Source organism: Neochlamydia sp. AcF84 (assembly GCF_011087585.1).
In the GTDB taxonomy this organism is placed as follows: Bacteria; Chlamydiota; Chlamydiia; order Chlamydiales; family Parachlamydiaceae; genus Neochlamydia.
The window spans coordinates 69,927-88,662 of the sequence record NZ_VJOT01000073.1 but is presented as its reverse complement, the minus strand read 5'-3'; the positions used below and the strand labels follow the sequence as shown (position 1 = coordinate 88,662).

Here is an 18,736-nt window from a genome sequence, read left to right as displayed (position 1 = left end):
TTTAGTCAAGGCCAAAACTCGTAGGTAGCTAATGTTGTAGAGTTAGAAGTGATTTTAAAATATTTCACCACATGTGAGGCCTCATTTGAGTGATTTTCCCCCTATAGCTTAAGCTTAATGACTCGCGCTTTTTTTACATATTCAGCTGCCTTTTTTGAATTTCCTTGTGCTTGGTAGATTTGTGCCAGCTTGCGGTAAAGAAGCAATACAGTGAGATTATCTTCACCTAATAGCTTAATATTGATTTTGAGTGCTTGATTGATGAACGTAGCTGCTTCCTCTAAATTTCCTTGTTTTTGGTAAATTGACCCTAGCTCATCATAACCTAATGCCACATTGGAATGTTTTATGCCGTAACATCTAATATTGATTTCAAGTGCTTTTTTAATATATTCAGTTGCATTTTCTAGGTTACCTTGTTTAATGTAAACTTGCCCCAGGCTGCGGTAGGCTATTGCTACATCAGGATGATGTTTGCTAAAAAGCTTAAGATTGATAGTAATGGCTTTTTTTATATATTCGACCGCTTGCCTCAGATTTCCTTGCTCATAGTAAACCCGTCCTAAATCACTATAATTTTGTGCAACATCTGGATGATTACCCCCAAAAAGCTTACGAGCAATTCGTAGAGCTTTTCCAGTGTACTTGGCCGCGTGTTTTAAATTTCTCCGAGCTTTGTAGATTTGCCCTAAGAGATGGTAATTATTTGCAACCTCCGCGTGATCCTCACCATATAGCCCGCGGTTAATCCTTAACGCTTGATTGACATGCTTATGGGCATCTTTTAACTTCTTTTGATGATAATGAATTCTTCCCAAATTGTAATAACGAATCGCTAGAGTAGGATGATTATCCCCGAAAAGCTTGCTTTCAATTAGTAACGCACGATTGACATGCTTAAACGCTTCCTCAAACTTACCCTGATCGCAATAGATCATTCCTAGGTTGCTATGACCTCTTGCGATAGCTGGATTACACTCACCAAAAAGTTCGCGATCGATTATGAGCGCTTGGCTAACATAATTGGCAGCTTTTCCAAAGTTTCCCTGCTCTTGATAGTAAAGCCCTAAAGCGTTATAAGATTTTGCCACAGTTGGATGGTTATTGCCAAAAAGCGCCAAATTGATTGCATGGGCTTTTTCGAAATACTTAGCTGCTTGCTCAAAACTCTTCTGTTTATAGTAAAACATCCCTAAGCTGTTGCAATAGGTAGATATACTAAGATGATCCTTAGTATAACACTTTTTCGCAATTTCGAGCGCTAGGCTAAAATATTTTTTAGCTTTTTTTAACTTGCACCATTCTAGATGAAGTAATCCTAAATAATTATAATTTTCTGCTACTATAGGATGAAATATGCTGTAATATCTTATATTAATAGTCAGAGCTTGATCAAGGTGCTTAGCAGATAGCAGCAATTTTCCCCAATCTTTATAAATCATCCCTAAGTTATTATAATCTATCGCTACCTCAGGATGATTTTTACCAAAAAGCTTAATATCAAGTTTAATCGCTTTTTTGGTATACTTAGTCGCCAAAGCTAAGTTTCCTTGTTCTTGGTAAATTAACCCTAAATTGCCATAACGCGTAGCTATCATATTAGGGTTTTCTCCAAAAAATTTACGGCCAATTTCAAGCGATTTATTAACATACTCAGCTGCCTTGTCTAAATTGCCTTGATGTTGGTAGAGTATGCCCCGATTGTTATAGTATGAGGCTAGATTAGGATAATTTTCACCATAATGCTTAATCACAATTTCGATTGCTTGTTCAAAATATTTAGCAGCTTTTGGTAAATTTCCTTGTTTTTGGTTAATTAGCCCTAGTGCATTGAATATGCTAGCGTTTTGCGGATCTGCTTTTTTGGCTACTCTGTACCATTTTTTTGCCTCCTCAAACTGGAAAAGTCTTAAAGTTATATCTCCTTGGGTTTTCGGCGAATTATCTTCTAAATCTAATAATCTAATGTTATCTTCATGGTCTGCTATGAAATTTCGAATGGCTTGATAAAAAGGAATAAAAATGCGATAAATTTTTTTTACCTTTTCTGAAATTTTATGATCTAAAGCAAATTGTTTCTTGAGAGAGTTTGAATCATTAAAATCAAAGAGCCCAATGAGTGGATTCATCATCTCACGCTGCGCTTGATAATAAAAATAGGTTTTAAGGCGCATAAATAGCGCTATACTCATCCAATCCCTTAATTTATCTTTCGCGGCCTCCATTATAATCCCTATCTTATTTAATCTATCGATCCTAGTAAAGGTGTCGGAAGCCTCTATTTTTTTGAACAAGGCTAGTCTATCCAAAGCTAAATGAGGAAAACGATAAAAATCATTTTTAACTTGGAAAAGCATTCCTTGTTTTCTTAAGTTATCGATATCTGGATCAAAATTTTTCATATCCTCTTGAACTAGGTGCTGCTTGGCTAAATACTGGCGCAGATCAAGGCTTCCTTGATAAGATAAATTAAGCATTTCTTGAATATTTTTATTATAGGTTTTAGTTAACTCATCATTACCTAGCAAATGAGTAAAGTTTAGTAATTCCATGGGAAGATGAGGCTCTTTTTCATGCCACCAGTGGCCTTTTTCGTTTTTAGAAATATATTGAGCCATTTTTTCAGGAGTTTGGATAAGCTCAAATGTTTGGCGATTGCCAAAAGGAGTTTTACAGCCTTTACCTTGTACTCCTTCACCATCAAAAGCAAAACCTCTGGGTGTAACGCTATCGAAAAAATTAGCTTTTCTTATGCAAGGAATATCTAAAGCAGGCAGAATCGTTTCTCCTAAATTGATGATTTTTAAATGAAGAAGGGTTGTAAAACACTTAAAATATTCTCTATTTTCTCCAGTATCTTCTTGCATAAGGATGCCAAATTCTAAATCAGAGTAGGGGGTCATTTCTTCTCTAGCTAGAGAGCCAAACCCTATCATGGCATATTCGCAGGGTGTAGGCCCTAAAGTATCAAAAACCTGTATTGCAAGGTTTCTAAAAAGAATTTTTATCTGTTGAGCAATCTCACCAAATAGCTCTTGAACTTCTGCAGGGGAAGGATCTGAGCTGAGAGTTTGGATTTTCTCTTCTATTTCATCCCTAAATTTTTTTAATCCTTTGCGATTATTTTCAAATTGCTTTTTGGTTTTAGGAACATTTACATCTTCTCCTTTGCAAGCCTTACTAAGCAAAATTTCGACTTTTGATAGCTTTTCTTTAATAATTGCTTGCTCGTCTAAAGAGGCATTATGTAGAGCATAATTATAAAGCCCTGCAGCTTGAAGAAGGACTTGCATTGTTCCTTTGATTAAATGGATATCACCTAATTTTTCAATGCAAAATCTTGTCTGGGTAGAATCTTCTTTTTGGACAGCAACTTTTAAGACTTGGGTATAATCCTCTTCTAGCCTATCTATTGATAAAGATGTATTGTCTTCGCCAATAGAAAAGAGATATTTATCTAAATAATTAGAAAGCTTGTCAAGATAGGATTGTAGTTTCTTAGGCTGATAAAGCTGCAAAAAATTGACATTATTAGGCATGTGTTGTTTAAACACACGGGCACAGCTCCTTGCATCAAGGATTTTTCTTAATTCGTCTTCAGTTAAACTGCTGAAAGAAATAAAAATTTTTTTGAAAATTTTTAAAGGTAGAGTAGCCAAGGGACTAGAAGGGTCAAAAGTGTTTTTCTTTGCTATAGGAAGGGAGTTGTTTTCAGTAGATAATAGGGTAGACTTGTGTACGTTCACCACATTCATTTTTTTATCCTTCTTTTAAGTTGGCTTGTATTTCAATGCGTAGGAAGAGCTTGTTATGACCTTTTACATCCATTCCATATATTTTCAAGAGGGTTGTAAAAAATAATTTTACCTTTCATATAAAAATAAACTTAAAAAGGCAACTATTATAATTTTTTGGCATAATTTTTAAGCAGGGGCTATTTAGTATGAATGATTTATTTCTTGGCATAAGTCTTTTGCAATCTTGCTTTTCACTGAATTTTTTTAATTTAAGGGAAGTAAGAGAATGTTTAGCCATTCTTTGCCTATAAAAAGAGTAAGTTTATTATTTTAAAATAATATTTGCTGCTGAGAGGTCAACATTACAGATGGCTCCCTATCTATTTTTTTCTATCTAACACCATTTCTCTTCCTGGGAGCAATTTTCTTATCATTCGCTGGCATTAGAAATCCCAGTTTTGTAATAGTAAACACCTTTAATGGCAGGAGCGGAAGATGGGTAAAAGAATTATTATTACTGCAGGGGGTACGGGAGGCCATATTTTTCCTGCTATTGCTTTAGGCAAACAGCTTATGGCAGCAGATGACTCTCTTGAGCTTTTGTATGTAGGGGGAAATCTTGATATCAATCTTTATTTTGACAAAGATTTCTTCCGCTATCAGACGATCACTTGCGCTACTTTTACAAATAAATCTCCTTGGGAGACTTTAAAAGCTTCCTACAAGATTTTAAAGGGTATAAAGCAGAGTTGCAAAATTATTAGCGAATACCGTCCTGATATGGTAGTAGGATTTGGGAGCTATTATACCTTGCCTATGCTTTTAGCTGCCAAAGCTAAAGAAATTCCTTTTATCCTTCATGAAGCTAATAGTGTTCCCGGAAAAGTTAATCGTTGTTTGGCAAAGTATGCTTCCTTTGTAGGCATCCACTTTCCTGATACGGCAGATCTTTTAGGGGGAAAAACTTATGAAGTTGGCATGCCATTACGTCCAGAATATTATAAGGGTGATAGCTCTTCCTCTAAAGCACGTGAATTCTTTGGGCTAGAGAAAGAGCGAGATACTATTTTAGCTTTTGGAGGCTCACAAGGAGCTTTAAATCTGAATAATTTGGTTAGCGAAGCTTTGATTCAGCACTTAAAGCATGCTAAAGAGCAATGGCAGATCATTCATTTAACAGGTGATGCTTCTACTTCTCAATTTTTTAGAGAAGAATATCGAAAAGCAGGCATTAAGGCTTGTGTCAAACCTTTTGAGACACATATGGAACTAGCATGGCAGGCGGCAGATATCTCCATTACCCGTGCAGGGGCAGGGAGCATTGCTGAGCAGATGGAATTTGAGGTGCCCGGGATATTAATTCCTTATCCTTATGCTACCGATAACCATCAGGAAAAAAATGCGGCTTTTCTAGTAGAAAAAGTAGGGGGAGCTTTAAGGTGCCAAGAAAAGGAATTAAATGCTTTTCATTTAGCGGGTAAAATAGAATCTTTTACCCTAGAAAAACGGAAAAAAATGAGCCAAGCGATGCAAAATTACAAGATCCACCACCGACCTAAAGAGCTTTATACGCTTATTCTGGAGGCGCTCCACGTATGATTTCAAAGGTAAAGCACTTTCATTTTATTGGCATCGGTGGCATCGGCATGAGCGGTTTAGCACGCATTCTTTTAAAAAAGAAGATGGTTGTAACAGGCAGCGACATGCAAGCCAACTATGTAACGGAAGAATTGTCGAAAAACGGAGCTAAAATATTTATCGGCCATGCGGCTCATCAAGTTCCTGCTCATGCCGCTGTCATCTACAGTTCAGATATTAAAGCTGATAATCCAGAGTATTATGCTGCTTTACAGCAGGGGTGCTTAATGCTTCATCGTTCTGACTTGCTCTTATACTTAATGCAGGAGCAGAAAACTTTAACGGTGGCAGGAACGCATGGTAAGACTACGACCTCAGCTCTTTTAACCTGGGTAATCATGCAAGCTGGCTTGGATCCTTCCTATGCGGTGGGAGGAATGCTTTCTTCTTTTAATTCAAATGCTGGGCATGGGGAAGGGAAGTATTTTATAGCCGAAGCTGATGAAAGTGATGGCACCTTTCTTAAGTATCATTCTTATGGAGGCATTATCACTAATATTGATGCCGATCATCTTAATTACTTTGGCAAGATAGAGAATTTAATTAAGGCTTTTAGCCAATTTTTAAGCAAAGTGGAAACATCGGAGCATCTTTTTTGGTGCGGGGATGATAAACATCTTTTAGCTTTAAAGCCTAAGGGCGTTTGTTATGGATTTGGAAGCCATTGTGAGCTACAAATTAGTAACTTTTCTCAAAAAGGATGGAACATCTCTTTTGATGTAGATTTTAAGGGTTGCCATTATTCGTCTATTCAGTTGCCTATGGTAGGACGTCATAATGCTCTTAATGCTGCGGCCGTGCTAGGATTAGCTTTAAGCTTAGGGGTTGCAGAAAATAGAATTCGTGCAGCTTTTCTTTCATTCGGTGGTATTAAGCGTCGCTGCGAAAAAAAGGGCGAGAAGCATCACATTTTAATGCTTGATGATTATGCTCACCATCCGACAGAAATAAAAGCCACTCTAGAAGGTATACGTCAAGCTGCAGGGGGGCGGCGTCTGATTGTTGTTTTCCAACCGCATCGCTACACCCGTACTCAAGATTGCTTGGGGTTATACAAAGATGTTTTCGATGATGCAGATGAGGTATTTATCACGGAGATATATGCTGCCGGCGAAGCACCTATAGAGGGGGTTTCTTCAATAGAAATTATCAAGGAAATAGAAACTAAAGGCATAAAAAAAATTCATGCAGTGCAGCGGCAAGATCTAGACTCTTTACTTTTGGATTTTGTTCATCCCCATGATATTGTTGTTTCTATGGGAGCCGGCGATATTACTAAGTTTTCTCACGAGTTGCTCGAGCTATTCAGGCAACGAGCGCCACGTAAGCTCAAAGTGGGGATGGTTTTTGGAGGGCGCTCAGTAGAGCATGAGGTTGCATTCTTATCGGCTAGCCATATTTGCAAATACGTTTCACCCGAGCTTTATGAGATTAAGTATTTTGGTATAACAAAGCAGGGGCAGTGGCTTGTAGAAGATAATAATATGCAGGCGCTTAAAGAGCGCATGCAGGAGCTAGCAGCTGCAAAAACTACCTCCTGTATAGAGGTAAGTGTTTTTAATCAATTGATGGAGTGCGATCTCTTTGTGCCTATTTTGCATGGGCCTTATGGCGAAGATGGAACCATTCAAGGCTTTTTTGAAATTCTCGATAAAGCTTATATAGGCCCTGATCATGTCTATGCGGCTATTGCTATGGACAAAGCTCATACCAAACATCTTATGCAAGCACATCAGATAGCTACCTTGCCTTTTATAGAAATCAGCTATAAAAAGTGGAGAACAGATAGTACATCACTTATTCAATCGATTCAAAACAAATTAAATTTTCCGCTTTTTATAAAGCCTGTGCATTTAGGATCAACGATCGGCGTACAAAAAGTCACGCATGCTGATAGCTTATATTCAGCGATTCAAGAAGCCTTTCATTATGACTTTAAATTAATCGTAGAGGAAGGGCTTACAAATTTTAGGGAAATAGAATTTGCAGTTTTAGGTAATGAAGAGGCTGAAGTATTTCCTCCCGGCGAAGTGTTTTCTCAAGGCCATGTTTACGATTTTGAATCTAAATATGGGGCAAACAGTATGAAAACCATTCCTCAAGCTTCTTTATCACCTGAAAAAAATAGGGAGGGGATAGAGCTAGCTTCAGCTGCCTATCAAGCAGTTGGAGGGACAGGAATGGCGCGCGTAGATTTTTTTCTTGATGCTAATGAAAAATTTTGGCTAAACGAAATTAACCCTATCCCAGGATTTACTTCCCTTAGCCTTTATCCTATGATATGCCAGCTAAATGGAGTGGACGGGGAGGAGCTATTCAATCGCTTAATTATACTTGCGCTTGAACGAAAACGAAGAGATGCTATTTTATGTAGGCAGCATTAAAACTTCTAGAGATGGTTAATTACAGCTTTTCATTTAATCTCTGATGCGAGAGCATCTTTGCAGGAAGTGAGAAAAAATGCTATGATCTGGCTGAGCAAGGAGCTAGCAGAAATAACCCTGAATTTTATGTTTGTCAAAAGAGGGGAGATATCTCACCAACAGAGTGCTTCTACCCTCTTCATCCCTTTAGGTTAAAAGTCCTTATGAGAAAAAAAAAAGAGAAGCTTTCCATACGTACAGCTTGTTTATGGATTATGCTTTTTACTCTAGCTATCTCCGGATCTGCTACTGGAGGTTTAATTTATTATAAATATATAAAAAGACAGCGTCTATATAACCCACAGTATAACATTGTAGCTATTGCGCAAACGACTCCTGATAAAGAACCTTTGAAAACCGCGTATCTTGCTGAGCTTCTTAACTTATCGATTGATCAACCAACCAATATCTTTCGCTTTAATACCCAAGCAGCTCAACAAAAACTTTTAGATTCTCCTTTGATTACTCATGCCTATGTAAAAAAAATCCTCCCAGGAACTATTTATGTGGATTATGAATTAAGAAAGCCTTTTGCTTATTTATTAGATTATCATAACACAGTTATCGATCGTGAAGGTGTGACTTTTCCCTTTAAACCTTTTTTTACTCCTAAAAAACTACCAGAAATATACTTGGGAATAACAGATTCTTCCCCGTTGATTTGGGGAAAACCTATCCACGAAATTAAATGCAAGCTCGCCCTTTATTTAATTGATCTGCTTTCAACCTATTGTTGCTCGGAATATTCTTATCTAACTCGTGTTGATGTCTCCCAGGCTTTTGCAGATAGCAAAGGTAAAAGGCAAATTGTAGCTATCCTTGATGAGCAGGTGGAAAGAACAGATCAAGCAGGAAAGCTTGTCAAAGGAATAGCTTCGCATGTATTGCGGTTGAGTGTAGACAATTATCGGCAAGAATTAGCCAATTATCTGCAATTGCGCCCTTTATTAAAATATCATGCCAAATGTGTGGAAGGAGGGGAGGCAGAAAAATTATTAAAATATGCACCTCTAATTGTAGATTTACGTATTCCTGCGCTCGCCTACATCAAAAGCTCTCCTCTTTAGAGGTCTTAGCAGCTGAGAAAGTAGTTGAGAGTTCAAAAAGCAATTTACCTTATCATGCCGTTCGATAAAATTCTGATAAAATAGGGTGGAATTAAAAAATTGTTTAATTGCTTTTTAATTAGGTGAGAAATAAGGCTCCAGATTCATTTTATCGTACGTTTCAGATAAGCAGGCAAAGAGCTTTAATGGGATACTTCTTGAGTTAAATTCTTCCTGATGCTAAAAATGCTAGCTTGTAAAACTATAATAAACATTTGTAGAGCTATGAAAGAATTTGTTGAATATATCGTAAAAAATTTAGTAGACGCCCCTAATGATGTAAATGTTAATTGCTATGAAGGGGAACGAGGAATGATCGTAGAAGTACGGGTTAATCCTCATGATATTGGGAAAGTTGTAGGAAGGAAAGGAAATACTATCAAAGCCTTACGAACAATATCCATGATGATTTGTGCTCGGCTTGGGCGACGCGTTAGAGTGGAAATTATTGAGTAATCCTGTTAAGTATTAAATATTGAGAATAGCTTGCTTTTTTTACTTAATCTTTTTTTAGATAACTTCATTGCCAGCAAGTGTGCTTAAATAAATGCTTAAAGCCTAGACATATAAGCAGCAAATAAAGTGATTTATCTTTAATCTTTTTGGGATTTTAGCCTTACTTTAAGTTTCATCAAATACCAGCTATCAGGCTTTTAACAGATTTTTTTACTGCTTTATAACTTGAATCTTTGATGCGGGTAAGGAAGTAACAGCAAAGAGCCTGCGGTTAAGGGCTGGGCCCTAAAGGAACCGAAAAGAAAGTTATATAGAAGCAGCAGACTTTTAGCTTTTGCTTTTATGAAAGACCATCTGCAAATGCAAGATATAGATTGTTAAAACAAAGAATTAAAAGTGCTAATAAAGCATACCTGCAGAAAAAAGCTTAGCTTTGAGAAAGGGGGCATAAAAGGGAGAGCGTTTAAGAAGACGAGCGCTTGCAGCTTTTAATCATTACTTTCTATAAAAAAAGCAAAATATGATCCTCTTAAAAGGCTAATAATCACATTTCAGAAAGTTTTTTTGATGTTCTTTGAAGTGAATGGATGATTGAATTTAAGAGGGAGAATAACTTTAAGCAGGTAGGTATAAAGTTGAAAAGAGCTGTAAGTGCTACTTGCGGGGAAAATAAAAGAAATAATTAAATAACTAACAAGATGATGGGATTTTGAAAGGAGCTAGCTATCTTCCTCGAATATCATGAAAGCTTTTCTTAGCTTCTACAATCAGAGCCAAGAATTATCTAACAGGTCTCTTTATGCTTGATCTTACCATTTGAAAGACATGTTAAAATTTAAGGCCTTGAATAATAAATGGTTAAATTTAAATAAACAATGCTTTGACCAAGTTTAGGTAGTTGACAGTGGCTAGTGGAACATTAGAAAAAGAAGAAATAGAACAAATTTTTATAAATTTTGCTATCGAAGCTCAAAAGCAGCTCCCTACTGCCCTTCCTCAAAATAAAAAGCGCGTGATCATTATTGCCGGTCCTACTGGCTGCGGCAAGTCTCATTTTGCTCTCCAGCTGGCAAGAAAGATCCATGGAGAAATCGTTTCAGCTGACTCCATGCAAGTCTACAAAGGAATGGATATTGGTACAGCTAAGCCTACACTTGAAGAAAGACAACAGATTTCTCATCACCTCATCGATATTTGCCATTTAGCAGATTCTTTCAATGTTGTAGATTTTTGCTATGAAGCGCGTCAAGCCTTCCAGCGTATACACAATAGAGACAAGGTGCCTATTGTAGTAGGAGGGGCAGGCTTTTATATTCATTCTTTACTCTATGGACCTCCTCTAGGGCCTCCCTCTATTCCTGAAATTAGAAAAGCTTTAGAAGAAGAATATGATAGGCTAGGCCCCGAGGTCTTATATGCTCGTCTTCAGCAGCTAGATCCCCATTACGCCAGTGGGATTACAAAGAATGATAAGCAAAAAATTGTGCGTGCTTTGGAAATCATTACTTTAACTGGAGAAAAAGTTAGTAAGCTTTCGTGGAAGGGGCGCCATAAGGCTCAAAATTATGACTTTCGGTGCTGGTTTTTATTTCGACCTAGGCCTCATTTATATCATCGCATTGAAAACCGTTGTGATCAAATGATTGAAGAAGGTTTGCTAGAAGAGGTCCAAGGTTTGTTAAAACAAGGTCTCTTAGCTAACTCCTCTGCAGCCCAAGCGATAGGCTATAAGCAAGCGATTGCTTATTTAGCAACCGACAGAAGGCCCGAGGATTATCTTCAGTTTGTCGAGACATTTAAACGAGCTTCTAGAAACTATGCCAAACGTCAGCATACCTGGTTTGGCAAAGAACCTTTGTTTAACTGGATTGATATGGACCTTTATGACACGGAAATGATTGCCGACCTTATTTCTAAAGATATCGACAGCTGCTAATTATTATTGTTTTTTAAAGAGCTTTACCGAAAAGGGTAAATCAGCTATGATTTTGCTCTAAAATTCCATTAAACATATATCTTTAAGAATTTCCATGAGCGACTTAGAAAGTAAAAATCAAAATATACAAGAAACGACACCTCATCAAGATGAGAAATTCCTATCCTCGATTAATTCAGAAGGCGAAGAGCTAAGCTTAACAACCCCTTCTTTAGAAGGAGCAGAGCAAGAAATTAGTGAAGAGCCTGTGGTCGAAAAAAAGCATAATCCTCATCTCGATGAGTTTATGCAAGAGATGGAAAATTTACTTCAAGTAGACGCTAAGGTTAAATATGCTTTAGATTTTATGGAAAGCTCTTTAGCACAAAGTGGAGCTCCACATTTTAAAGCCTTTTGGGAAGTGCGCAATATTTGCTTGCAACTCTTTAAAGAAAACCTCCCTCCCCTTGTGCGTACGCAATTATGGACAAAATATAGCGAGCTTTCCAAAGAAGCCCGCCGTCTGAAAGAAATGTTGGATGAACAAAGCTCTTTTGCAGCCGAACAAATTGAAATAGCCATCGTAGCTTTAGAAAACGATATAAAGCTTTTTGAAGAGCAAGTAGCTAAAATTACCAATCCTGACTTAGGCCCTATCCCCACAAGGCTTTCTGCCAAAGCCCTATTTTATCAAGACACTCAAAAAAGACTTAATTTGCTTAATGTGCAAGCATCTCGTGTGAATGCTCTACGCAAAGAACTTATTAAAACGGACATGCGTGTAAGACAAAAAAATAAGTTTTTCCAAAGGCTCTCTGAAATAGGCGATCAAGTTTTTCCTTTAAGGAAAGAGCTTATCAAAGAAGTTAGCCAAACATTTAGCGATGATGTGGAAGCCTTTATTGGGGGTAGCTTTAAAGGTAACTTTGATGATTCTTTGTTTGCATTAAGAGAAGAAATTAAAGACTTACAAGGCATTGCTAAGGTTTTAACTCTTAACACGCATGCCTTTACCCATACGAGAATGCGTCTTAGCGAATGCTGGGATAAAATCAAATTAGCCGAAAAAGAACGCAAAAAAGAACGTGCCCAGCTAAAAGCTACTTTTAAGCAAAATTTTTATACCGTTCAAGCCAAAATACATGAGCTTAAAAAGCAATATGAATCTTCAGAATTATCGGATGATCAAGCTAATAAGCATTTAGATGAGATTTCCAAGTTCATGAGAAATGTTGAACTGGGAAGAGATGAAATCAAAGCTCTAAGAAGCGAAATGTTTGCCGTAAAAGATCAGATTTTAGAAAAACAGAAAGCACAAGAGCAAGTGCGCCTTCAACATGAACAAGAAAAAGAAAGGCAACGTAAAGCTAAAATAGAAGAAATAAAAAATGAAATCGAACAGCTTGGCAATAATGCTCGTTCTTTAGAAGCTCAAGAGCTAGCAGCCGCCAGAGATGAGCTTGCTCAGAAAATACAAAATTCTTCTTTTAATAAATTTGAAAAGCAAGAGATAGAGCGCCTTTATAAATCCTTACGTAGCTTAATCACCGATGTTCTTTCAGATAAAGAGGAACAAGCTTTACTTTCCTTGTCCGAGGATGATCGTCAATCTATTGAGCAACTTCGCGAAGTTCTAAAACAAAGAAAAGAACGTAGACAAGCGATAAAAGTCCAGCTAGAGTCTTTGCGCAAAGCGGGAGGAGTTTCAGGTTTAGATTTTGAGAAAGCCATGAATAATAACGAGTTGATAAAGTCTGAAAAAGAGCGCTTAGAAAAAATCAACCAAGGCATTCAAGAAATTGAAAACAAAATTGTACAATTCCAAAAGAAAAAATAGCTTAGTTGTTTTTGATCTCGACCATACACTTCTTCGCAAAAATTGTAGTCTCTCTTTTGGTATCTATCTTTTTCGGAAAAAAATCCTTCCTTTTTACCGAATGATGCGCCTATCTTCCCTCTATTTAAGGTTCAAGCTTGGACTCATTAGTCTAAAAAGCTTGCATGAATCTACTTTTCAATGCTTTTTTTGTGGCCTTTCCGTGGCCCTTGTTAATGAGCATGCCACCAAATTTTTATCCCAGCAACTGGATAAGCTTATCTATCATCCCGTCTTTTCAAAACTATTAGAAGCTAAAAATGAAGGATCGTATACTGCTATATTTTCTAGTTCGCCAAACTTTTTAGTGGAAAAAGTGGCGCTGAGGCTAGGCGTTGATAGATGGAGCTCTACGATTTATCAAAAAAACGACCAGGGTGATTTCACTCATATTACCCAGGTGATGGAAGGTCCTCAAAAAGCTCAAGCTCTAGAGCTGCTCTTAAATGAATTACAAATCGTTAAAGATAATGTGACAGCTTATACCGATAGCTATTTAGATTTGCCCCTTCTTTACGCCGTAGGAAATGCCGTGGGTGTTAACCCGGATCGAAGCTTGAAAGCTATTTGTCGTCAAAATCAATGGCCAATTATTTAAATTAACTTTTATTCACCTTACCCTCATGTTTTTAAGTAAAAATATAGCGATTGACTTAATGAGGGTGAGTAAAAAAGTAAAAAGCCCAAAGTGAAGCATTTTGGGTAAGTAGGTAGACTCTCTAATAGCAATAAAGAGTGTTTAGCAGCTACGCTAATATGCTTACAGCACAGCTAAAGGACCTTTATGACTTTTAATAACATCAAAATGATTTAGTGCTTTAGTGCTCCCCCAAGAGGGTAAGATAACATGTTTTTTATTATGAAAAATAAAATAATTTTAAAATTTGTTATCGTATGTTAATAGTTATATTAAAAAAGTTTGATGGGAAAAGGCATGCTTTTATACTTTTCTAGAGCGTGAGTACACTTGTCTATGTAAAACTAGGCAGGGAGATCAAATTTATTTCTCTACGAAGCTCATAAGCATACTATAAGAACCAAAACGCTAGTAAAGGGAAACCTTTAGCTCTTTTAATATTGAAAAATTATACATTGGATGTAAGCTTTAATGCGTATTCATAAGCATGTAGGAATATATGGTGGTACTTTTGATCCTATCCATTTTGGGCATTTAAATACTGCTATAGAAATTATGGAAGCCCATCAACTCGATGAAATATGGTTTTGCCCAGCGTTAGTCAATCCTGATAAGCTAGGCGCGGAACCTACTTTGGCTTATCACCGTCTTAAAATGCTAGAAATTGCTCTGCAGGAACTTCCCTGTTTTGGCATCATTCCTTATGAGTTGGAGCGTCCCGGGCCCTCTTATACTATTGATACTTTACATGAAATTATCAAGGAGGAGAAAAAAGAGGCATATCCAAGTAAATTTTACTTAATTATGGGTGAAGACACGGCCTTCAGCTTTGTTCACTGGAAGGAGGCTAAAGAGATCCTTACGCTAGCAACGCCTCTTATCTGCCGTCGTTATGCTTCAGAACAACCTATTATTTGGGAAGGAGATCCAGAGATTTGCGCAGCTCTTCAAAAAGGAATGACTTCTGCCTACGTGATGGAAATTAGCGCGAGCCGCATACGTGAGAGGGTTTTGCAAGGGTTGTATATTGGCCATTTAGTCCCTGCAAAAGTGATAGACTACATATATCAAAATCATTTATATTCTTCTAGGCCAGGGCAAAAATAAAAATTTAAAAGAATATGTCGAAAACTGTTTTAAAAAACTTAGATTTAATCGCTCAAACTATTTATGATAAAAAGGGTTTTAACATACTCGCTTTAGATGTTCGCGATCTTTCTACGATGACCGATTTTTATGTGATCGCTGAAGGGAATATTGATCGTCATGTTAAATCTATAGCAAAAACAATTGAAGAGGTGATGATCCAACAAGGAGATGAACTTCTTCATATTGAGGGGAGTAAAGCTCCTGATTGGTTAGTGATGGATTATGGAGAAATCATCATTCATCTTTTTATTCCAGAATTACGAGAAAAATATGCACTGGAGCAGCTGTGGCAACAGGCAAAAATTGTAGATCTTCACATTGATGTGAAGGAAAATTAGAAGGTTTAAGTTATTTCATGAAGAAAAAACGCATTGTTATCACCGGTATGGGCATCGTTTCTTGTTTTGGTAACGAGGTAGATGATTATTACAAATCTTTATTGGACGGCAAAAGTGGAGCCTCCTTGATTACAAGTTTTCCTTGTGAAGATTATCCTACTCGCATAGCTGCTTCAATTAAGAATTTTGACTCCGGTGATTATATTGATAAAAAGCAAGCACGCCGCATTGATAAAAATATTGCTTATGCCATGGTAGCAGGAAAAAAAGCTTTAGAAGCAAGCCAGCTTAATCCTGAGGCTATAGCAAAGCTTAATAAAGAGCGTTGTGGTGTGGTTATTGGCTCTGGCATGGGGGGAATGGATGTCTATTGTCAAGGCGTTCAGACGCTCATGCAAAAAGGCCAGCGATGGGTCAGCCCTTTCTTTGTGCCTTATATTCTTACCAACATGGGTGGAGCAATGCTTGCCATGGATATAGGCTTTATGGGACCTAATTATTCTGTCTCAACAGCCTGCGCTACGGGAAATAATGCGATCATTGCAGCAGCTAACCATATTCGCAAAGGTGAGGCAGATTTAATGATCTGCGGTGGTTCTGAAGCTCCTATTATCCCTATGGGTTTATCAGGCTTTTGCTCATGCAAGGCCTTATCCCAGCGTAATGATGAACCAGAAAAAGCTTCTCGCCCGTGGGATCGAGGCCGTGATGGTTTCTTAATGGGAGAAGGCGCAGGAATTTTTATTATTGAAAGTTTGGAGCATGCTTTAGCCCGAGGAGCTCCAATCTTAGCGGAGTACTTAGGTGGAGGCATGTCATGTGATGCCTATCATATTACCGAGCCTCGTGCTGATAGTGAAGGTGTAGCTTTATGTGTACGCAATGCTTTATTGGATGCAGGCATACAAGCTGAGGAAGTGAATTATATTAATGCTCATGGTACTTCGACTCCTGCAGGCGATATGGCAGAAGTGCGCGCTTTAAAAAAAGTTTTCAAAGAACCTAGCTCAATCATCATGAATTCGACTAAGTCGATGATTGGACATTGTTTAGGTGCTGCAGGAGCGATGGAAGCTGTCGTTACAGCAAAAGCGATTGAATCAGGATGGGTTCATCCGAGTATAAACTTGGAAGATCCTGAACCCGATTTAGAATTTTATATTCCGACCGTAGCGGAAAAAAAGGATATTAACATTGCTATCTCCAATACATTTGGCTTTGGTGGCCATAATGCTACTATCGTGCTAGGAGCTTACCATCCCTAATGGCTACAAAGAAAGAGTATTCCTATGGCATTGTTCCCTTAGCTCAGTTTAAAGATGGTTGGCATGTCCTTCTTGTCCAAGCGCATGCGGGACATTGGGGCTTTCCTAAAGGTCATCCTGATCCTCACGAAACTGCTTGGGAAGCAGCCCAAAGAGAGTTGTTTGAAGAAACAGGTTTAAAGGTTTGCAAGCTCCTATCTGATCAAACGTTTGAAGAAAGCTTTTACTTCAAATTTGAAGGTGTACTCATTCATAAGACTGTTATCTACTATGTTGCCCAGGTAGAAGGGGAAGTGCAGAGAATGGAAGAAGAGATTAAAGCTGTACAATGGGTGCCGTTGAACCAAGCTGCTGATTGTATTACCTTTGACCAAGGAAAAAATATTTGCCGTCAAGTTGTGCAAGTTGTGTCAGAAATTTAGCTAGATCAAATGGAAGGGAGCTAAAGGGAGCTAGTTGTATTCCTTGAATAATAGCTAGTAAGAAAAGTAGTTTTACAAGCGATAGCAGATCATCCACGAATCAATAGATATTTAAAATTTTTTATAAATATCTTTTCTATGGTTTACCTCTACTATTAAAACGTAAAGCTTGTTATCGAATATTCTGTAGGGAATTCAATAATTCCCGTAACAACTTCTACATAAATTATCGTTGCCTCGAATCTTTTTTAAGCCTTCTGGACGGGGATGTAATGAGAGAGCTTCAAGCCTACTCTGAATACGATTAAGCTCTTTTTTGGGGATTTTAGCCATGCTTTTAAGTGCAATACGAATTAATTCAATTTCATAGATCACAGCCCGAGATCTTTCTTAGCATCTTTCCATTTGACTGTGCCATGCTTTTTAATATCTTCGTCTACACGTCGTGCTACCTCGATATCACGCTCATTTTCTAGTGTCTCCAGCATTTTAAGATCCTCGATAGGCACTATAGCCGCCAAATCTTTACCATTACGAGTTAAAATATATCGATCATGGCAAAAAGCTATATGATTGGCGATTTTGGTTATTTCTCTCTGTGCTTGATAGAAATCTTTTCTAATACTCATATTTTTACCTCCTTCACACCCATTTATAACGTTAACATTTATAGGCTTAATAATCAGCGGAAAACTTAAACATGCAAGAGGCTATAGTGGCATATTTTGCAGGGTAAAGAGAAGAAAAAATTAAAAACGTACAATGGGTGCTGATAAGACGAGCTATCATCTGTGACAAAAGAGAAAATATTTGCCACCAAGCTTGGCAAATTGTCTCATGAGTTTATTTGTAATAGATAGGAGTTAACCTGGCATTTGTGATAAAAATAAAGGAAACGCAATTTAAAAGCCGCGAAACTTAAAGCCTTACCACTCATTAAAATTGACAAGGCTGAACGTGAAGTGAATGGCTTAAGACTAATAAGGAGTGTCAAAATGTCAAATTTAGCAATTCATCAAAAAGCTATAAAAATAAACTTAGTGTTTTAAAGCTAGCTGAAACATTGGGAAATGTATCTTAAAGCTTGTAAGATGATGGGATATCCTAGAGATAGCTTTTATAGATTCAAAGAAATATATGAAACAGGTGGAGAAGCCGCTCTTCAGGATATGACACGTAAAAAACCCTGTGTAAAAAGCAGAGTGGACGAGTCTATTGAAAAAGCTGTGGCTGATTTTGCTCTTCAAAAGCCTGCTTCTGGTTTGAAGAGCAAGATATTCATACCTTAAGAATATTGGCCGATCATGGGACAGAGTACTGTGGAGCAAGAAAGCATCATGAGTATGAGCTATCTCTGGCCATCGAAGACACTGACCATTCTCGCACTAAAGCCAGGCGTCCTCAAACCAATAGAATCTGCGAAAGGTTTCATCAAACTATTCAAAACGGATTTTATGCCATAGCTTTTAGGAAGGAAGTGTTTAAAAACGTTGAAGAATTACAAGAGGATGTAGATAAATGGATGAACGAGTATAATAACGAGAGAACACATCCAGGAAAGTAGCGTTTTGGCCAGATGCCTTTACAAACATTCTTAGATGCAAAACATCTTGCGCAAGAAAAGATGTTAGATAAGTTACAACTGACAGAAATAGTATGTGCCAGGTAACTCATGTTTGTCAGGTCAAGTACTGTCTAGGACACTTTTAATTCTTCCAGAAGCAATTGCTTAGGCTAACTCATGCAATAATGGCCTTTCTTATGCTAGTTAATA

At 37.5% G+C, this 18,736-nt stretch carries 13 protein-coding genes and 1 pseudogene; 12 read left to right on the top strand and 2 right to left on the bottom strand.

The genetic code is table 11. From position 1 onward, the window contains the following. Positions 1 to 101: 101 nt before the first annotated feature. The gene (locus tag NEOC84_RS08560) at positions 102 to 3,755 is read right to left on the bottom strand and encodes a tetratricopeptide repeat protein (RefSeq protein WP_166158107.1); all 3,654 of its coding nucleotides are present in this window, start codon (positions 3,753 to 3,755) and stop codon (positions 102 to 104) included. A gap of 477 nt (positions 3,756 to 4,232) precedes the next feature. On the opposite strand from NEOC84_RS08560, the gene murG reads away from it, so the two are divergent. From murG to NEOC84_RS08505, 11 genes are all read left to right on the top strand, one after another. Beyond that, the gene (murG, locus tag NEOC84_RS08555) at positions 4,233 to 5,336 is read left to right on the top strand and encodes an undecaprenyldiphospho-muramoylpentapeptide beta-N-acetylglucosaminyltransferase (protein ID WP_166158104.1); all 1,104 of its coding nucleotides are present in this window, start codon (positions 4,233 to 4,235) and stop codon (positions 5,334 to 5,336) included. Further along, a complete protein-coding gene (gene murC / locus NEOC84_RS08550; RefSeq protein ID WP_166158101.1) occupies positions 5,333 to 7,759 on the top strand; it encodes a UDP-N-acetylmuramate--L-alanine ligase in 2,427 nt (808 codons plus the stop codon). The genes murG and murC overlap by 4 nt, the downstream gene beginning before the upstream one ends. A 203-nt stretch (positions 7,760 to 7,962) precedes the next feature. Next, a complete protein-coding gene (locus tag NEOC84_RS08545; protein WP_166158098.1) occupies positions 7,963 to 8,865 on the top strand; it encodes an FtsQ-type POTRA domain-containing protein in 903 nt (300 codons plus the stop codon). A gap of 264 nt (positions 8,866 to 9,129) precedes the next feature. Further along, on the top strand, positions 9,130 to 9,360 hold the full coding sequence (locus NEOC84_RS08540) for a KH domain-containing protein (RefSeq protein WP_039384138.1): 231 nt from the start codon (positions 9,130 to 9,132) through the stop codon (positions 9,358 to 9,360). 904 nt (positions 9,361 to 10,264) lie between these two features. Next, positions 10,265 to 11,296, top strand: coding sequence for a tRNA (adenosine(37)-N6)-dimethylallyltransferase MiaA (miaA, locus tag NEOC84_RS08535; protein WP_347566664.1), 1,032 nt, complete (start codon positions 10,265 to 10,267; stop codon positions 11,294 to 11,296). Between the two features lie 94 nt (positions 11,297 to 11,390). After that, positions 11,391 to 13,112, top strand: a complete 1,722-nt coding sequence (locus NEOC84_RS08530) for a hypothetical protein (RefSeq protein WP_166158092.1) — start codon at positions 11,391 to 11,393, stop codon at positions 13,110 to 13,112. Continuing rightward, on the top strand, positions 13,075 to 13,749 hold the full coding sequence (locus NEOC84_RS08525) for an HAD family phosphatase (protein ID WP_166158090.1): 675 nt from the start codon (positions 13,075 to 13,077) through the stop codon (positions 13,747 to 13,749). Before NEOC84_RS08530 ends, NEOC84_RS08525 begins: the two co-directional genes overlap by 38 nt. A 510-nt stretch (positions 13,750 to 14,259) precedes the next feature. Next, on the top strand, positions 14,260 to 14,895 hold the full coding sequence (nadD, locus tag NEOC84_RS08520) for a nicotinate (nicotinamide) nucleotide adenylyltransferase (RefSeq protein ID WP_166158087.1): 636 nt from the start codon (positions 14,260 to 14,262) through the stop codon (positions 14,893 to 14,895). Between the two features lie 14 nt (positions 14,896 to 14,909). Further along, positions 14,910 to 15,275: a ribosome silencing factor gene (gene rsfS, locus NEOC84_RS08515; RefSeq protein ID WP_166158084.1), complete on the top strand. Its 366-nt coding sequence runs from the start codon at positions 14,910 to 14,912 to the stop codon at positions 15,273 to 15,275. A 17-nt stretch (positions 15,276 to 15,292) separates the two neighbouring features. After that, complete coding sequence (fabF, locus tag NEOC84_RS08510; RefSeq protein ID WP_166158081.1) at positions 15,293 to 16,540, top strand: beta-ketoacyl-ACP synthase II; 1,248 nt, start codon at positions 15,293 to 15,295, stop codon at positions 16,538 to 16,540. Then, positions 16,540 to 16,962 (top strand): NUDIX domain-containing protein, encoded by a 423-nt coding sequence (locus tag NEOC84_RS08505; RefSeq protein ID WP_166158078.1) that lies wholly within the window; start codon positions 16,540 to 16,542, stop codon positions 16,960 to 16,962. The genes fabF and NEOC84_RS08505 overlap by 1 nt, the downstream gene beginning before the upstream one ends. Before the next feature lie 371 nt (positions 16,963 to 17,333). Here NEOC84_RS08505 and NEOC84_RS08500 read toward each other — a convergent pair whose 3' ends face one another. Next, on the bottom strand, positions 17,334 to 17,591 hold the full coding sequence (locus NEOC84_RS08500) for a prevent-host-death family protein (protein ID WP_166158076.1): 258 nt from the start codon (positions 17,589 to 17,591) through the stop codon (positions 17,334 to 17,336). Positions 17,592 to 18,025: 434 nt separating this feature from the next. Here NEOC84_RS08500 and NEOC84_RS08495 point away from each other — a divergent pair. Further along, a pseudogene (locus NEOC84_RS08495) lies at positions 18,026 to 18,631 on the top strand (integrase core domain-containing protein). Positions 18,632 to 18,736: the final 105 nt, after the last annotated feature.

Bases quoted from the DNA above. Each gene is read 5' to 3' on its own strand.
- NEOC84_RS08560 (WP_166158107.1), bottom strand. From the start codon at position 3,755: ATGAATGTGGTGAACGTACACAAGTCTACCCTATTATCTACTGAAAAC.
- murG (WP_166158104.1), top strand. From the start codon at position 4,233: ATGGGTAAAAGAATTATTATTACTGCAGGGGGTACGGGAGGCCATATT.
- murC (WP_166158101.1), top strand. From the start codon at position 5,333: ATGATTTCAAAGGTAAAGCACTTTCATTTTATTGGCATCGGTGGCATC.
- NEOC84_RS08545 (WP_166158098.1), top strand. From the start codon at position 7,963: ATGAGAAAAAAAAAAGAGAAGCTTTCCATACGTACAGCTTGTTTATGG.
- NEOC84_RS08540 (WP_039384138.1), top strand. From the start codon at position 9,130: ATGAAAGAATTTGTTGAATATATCGTAAAAAATTTAGTAGACGCCCCT.
- NEOC84_RS08530 (WP_166158092.1), top strand. From the start codon at position 11,391: ATGAGCGACTTAGAAAGTAAAAATCAAAATATACAAGAAACGACACCT.
- nadD (WP_166158087.1), top strand. From the start codon at position 14,260: ATGCGTATTCATAAGCATGTAGGAATATATGGTGGTACTTTTGATCCT.
- rsfS (WP_166158084.1), top strand. From the start codon at position 14,910: ATGTCGAAAACTGTTTTAAAAAACTTAGATTTAATCGCTCAAACTATT.
- fabF (WP_166158081.1), top strand. From the start codon at position 15,293: ATGAAGAAAAAACGCATTGTTATCACCGGTATGGGCATCGTTTCTTGT.
- NEOC84_RS08505 (WP_166158078.1), top strand. From the start codon at position 16,540: ATGGCTACAAAGAAAGAGTATTCCTATGGCATTGTTCCCTTAGCTCAG.
- NEOC84_RS08500 (WP_166158076.1), bottom strand. From the start codon at position 17,591: ATGAGTATTAGAAAAGATTTCTATCAAGCACAGAGAGAAATAACCAAA.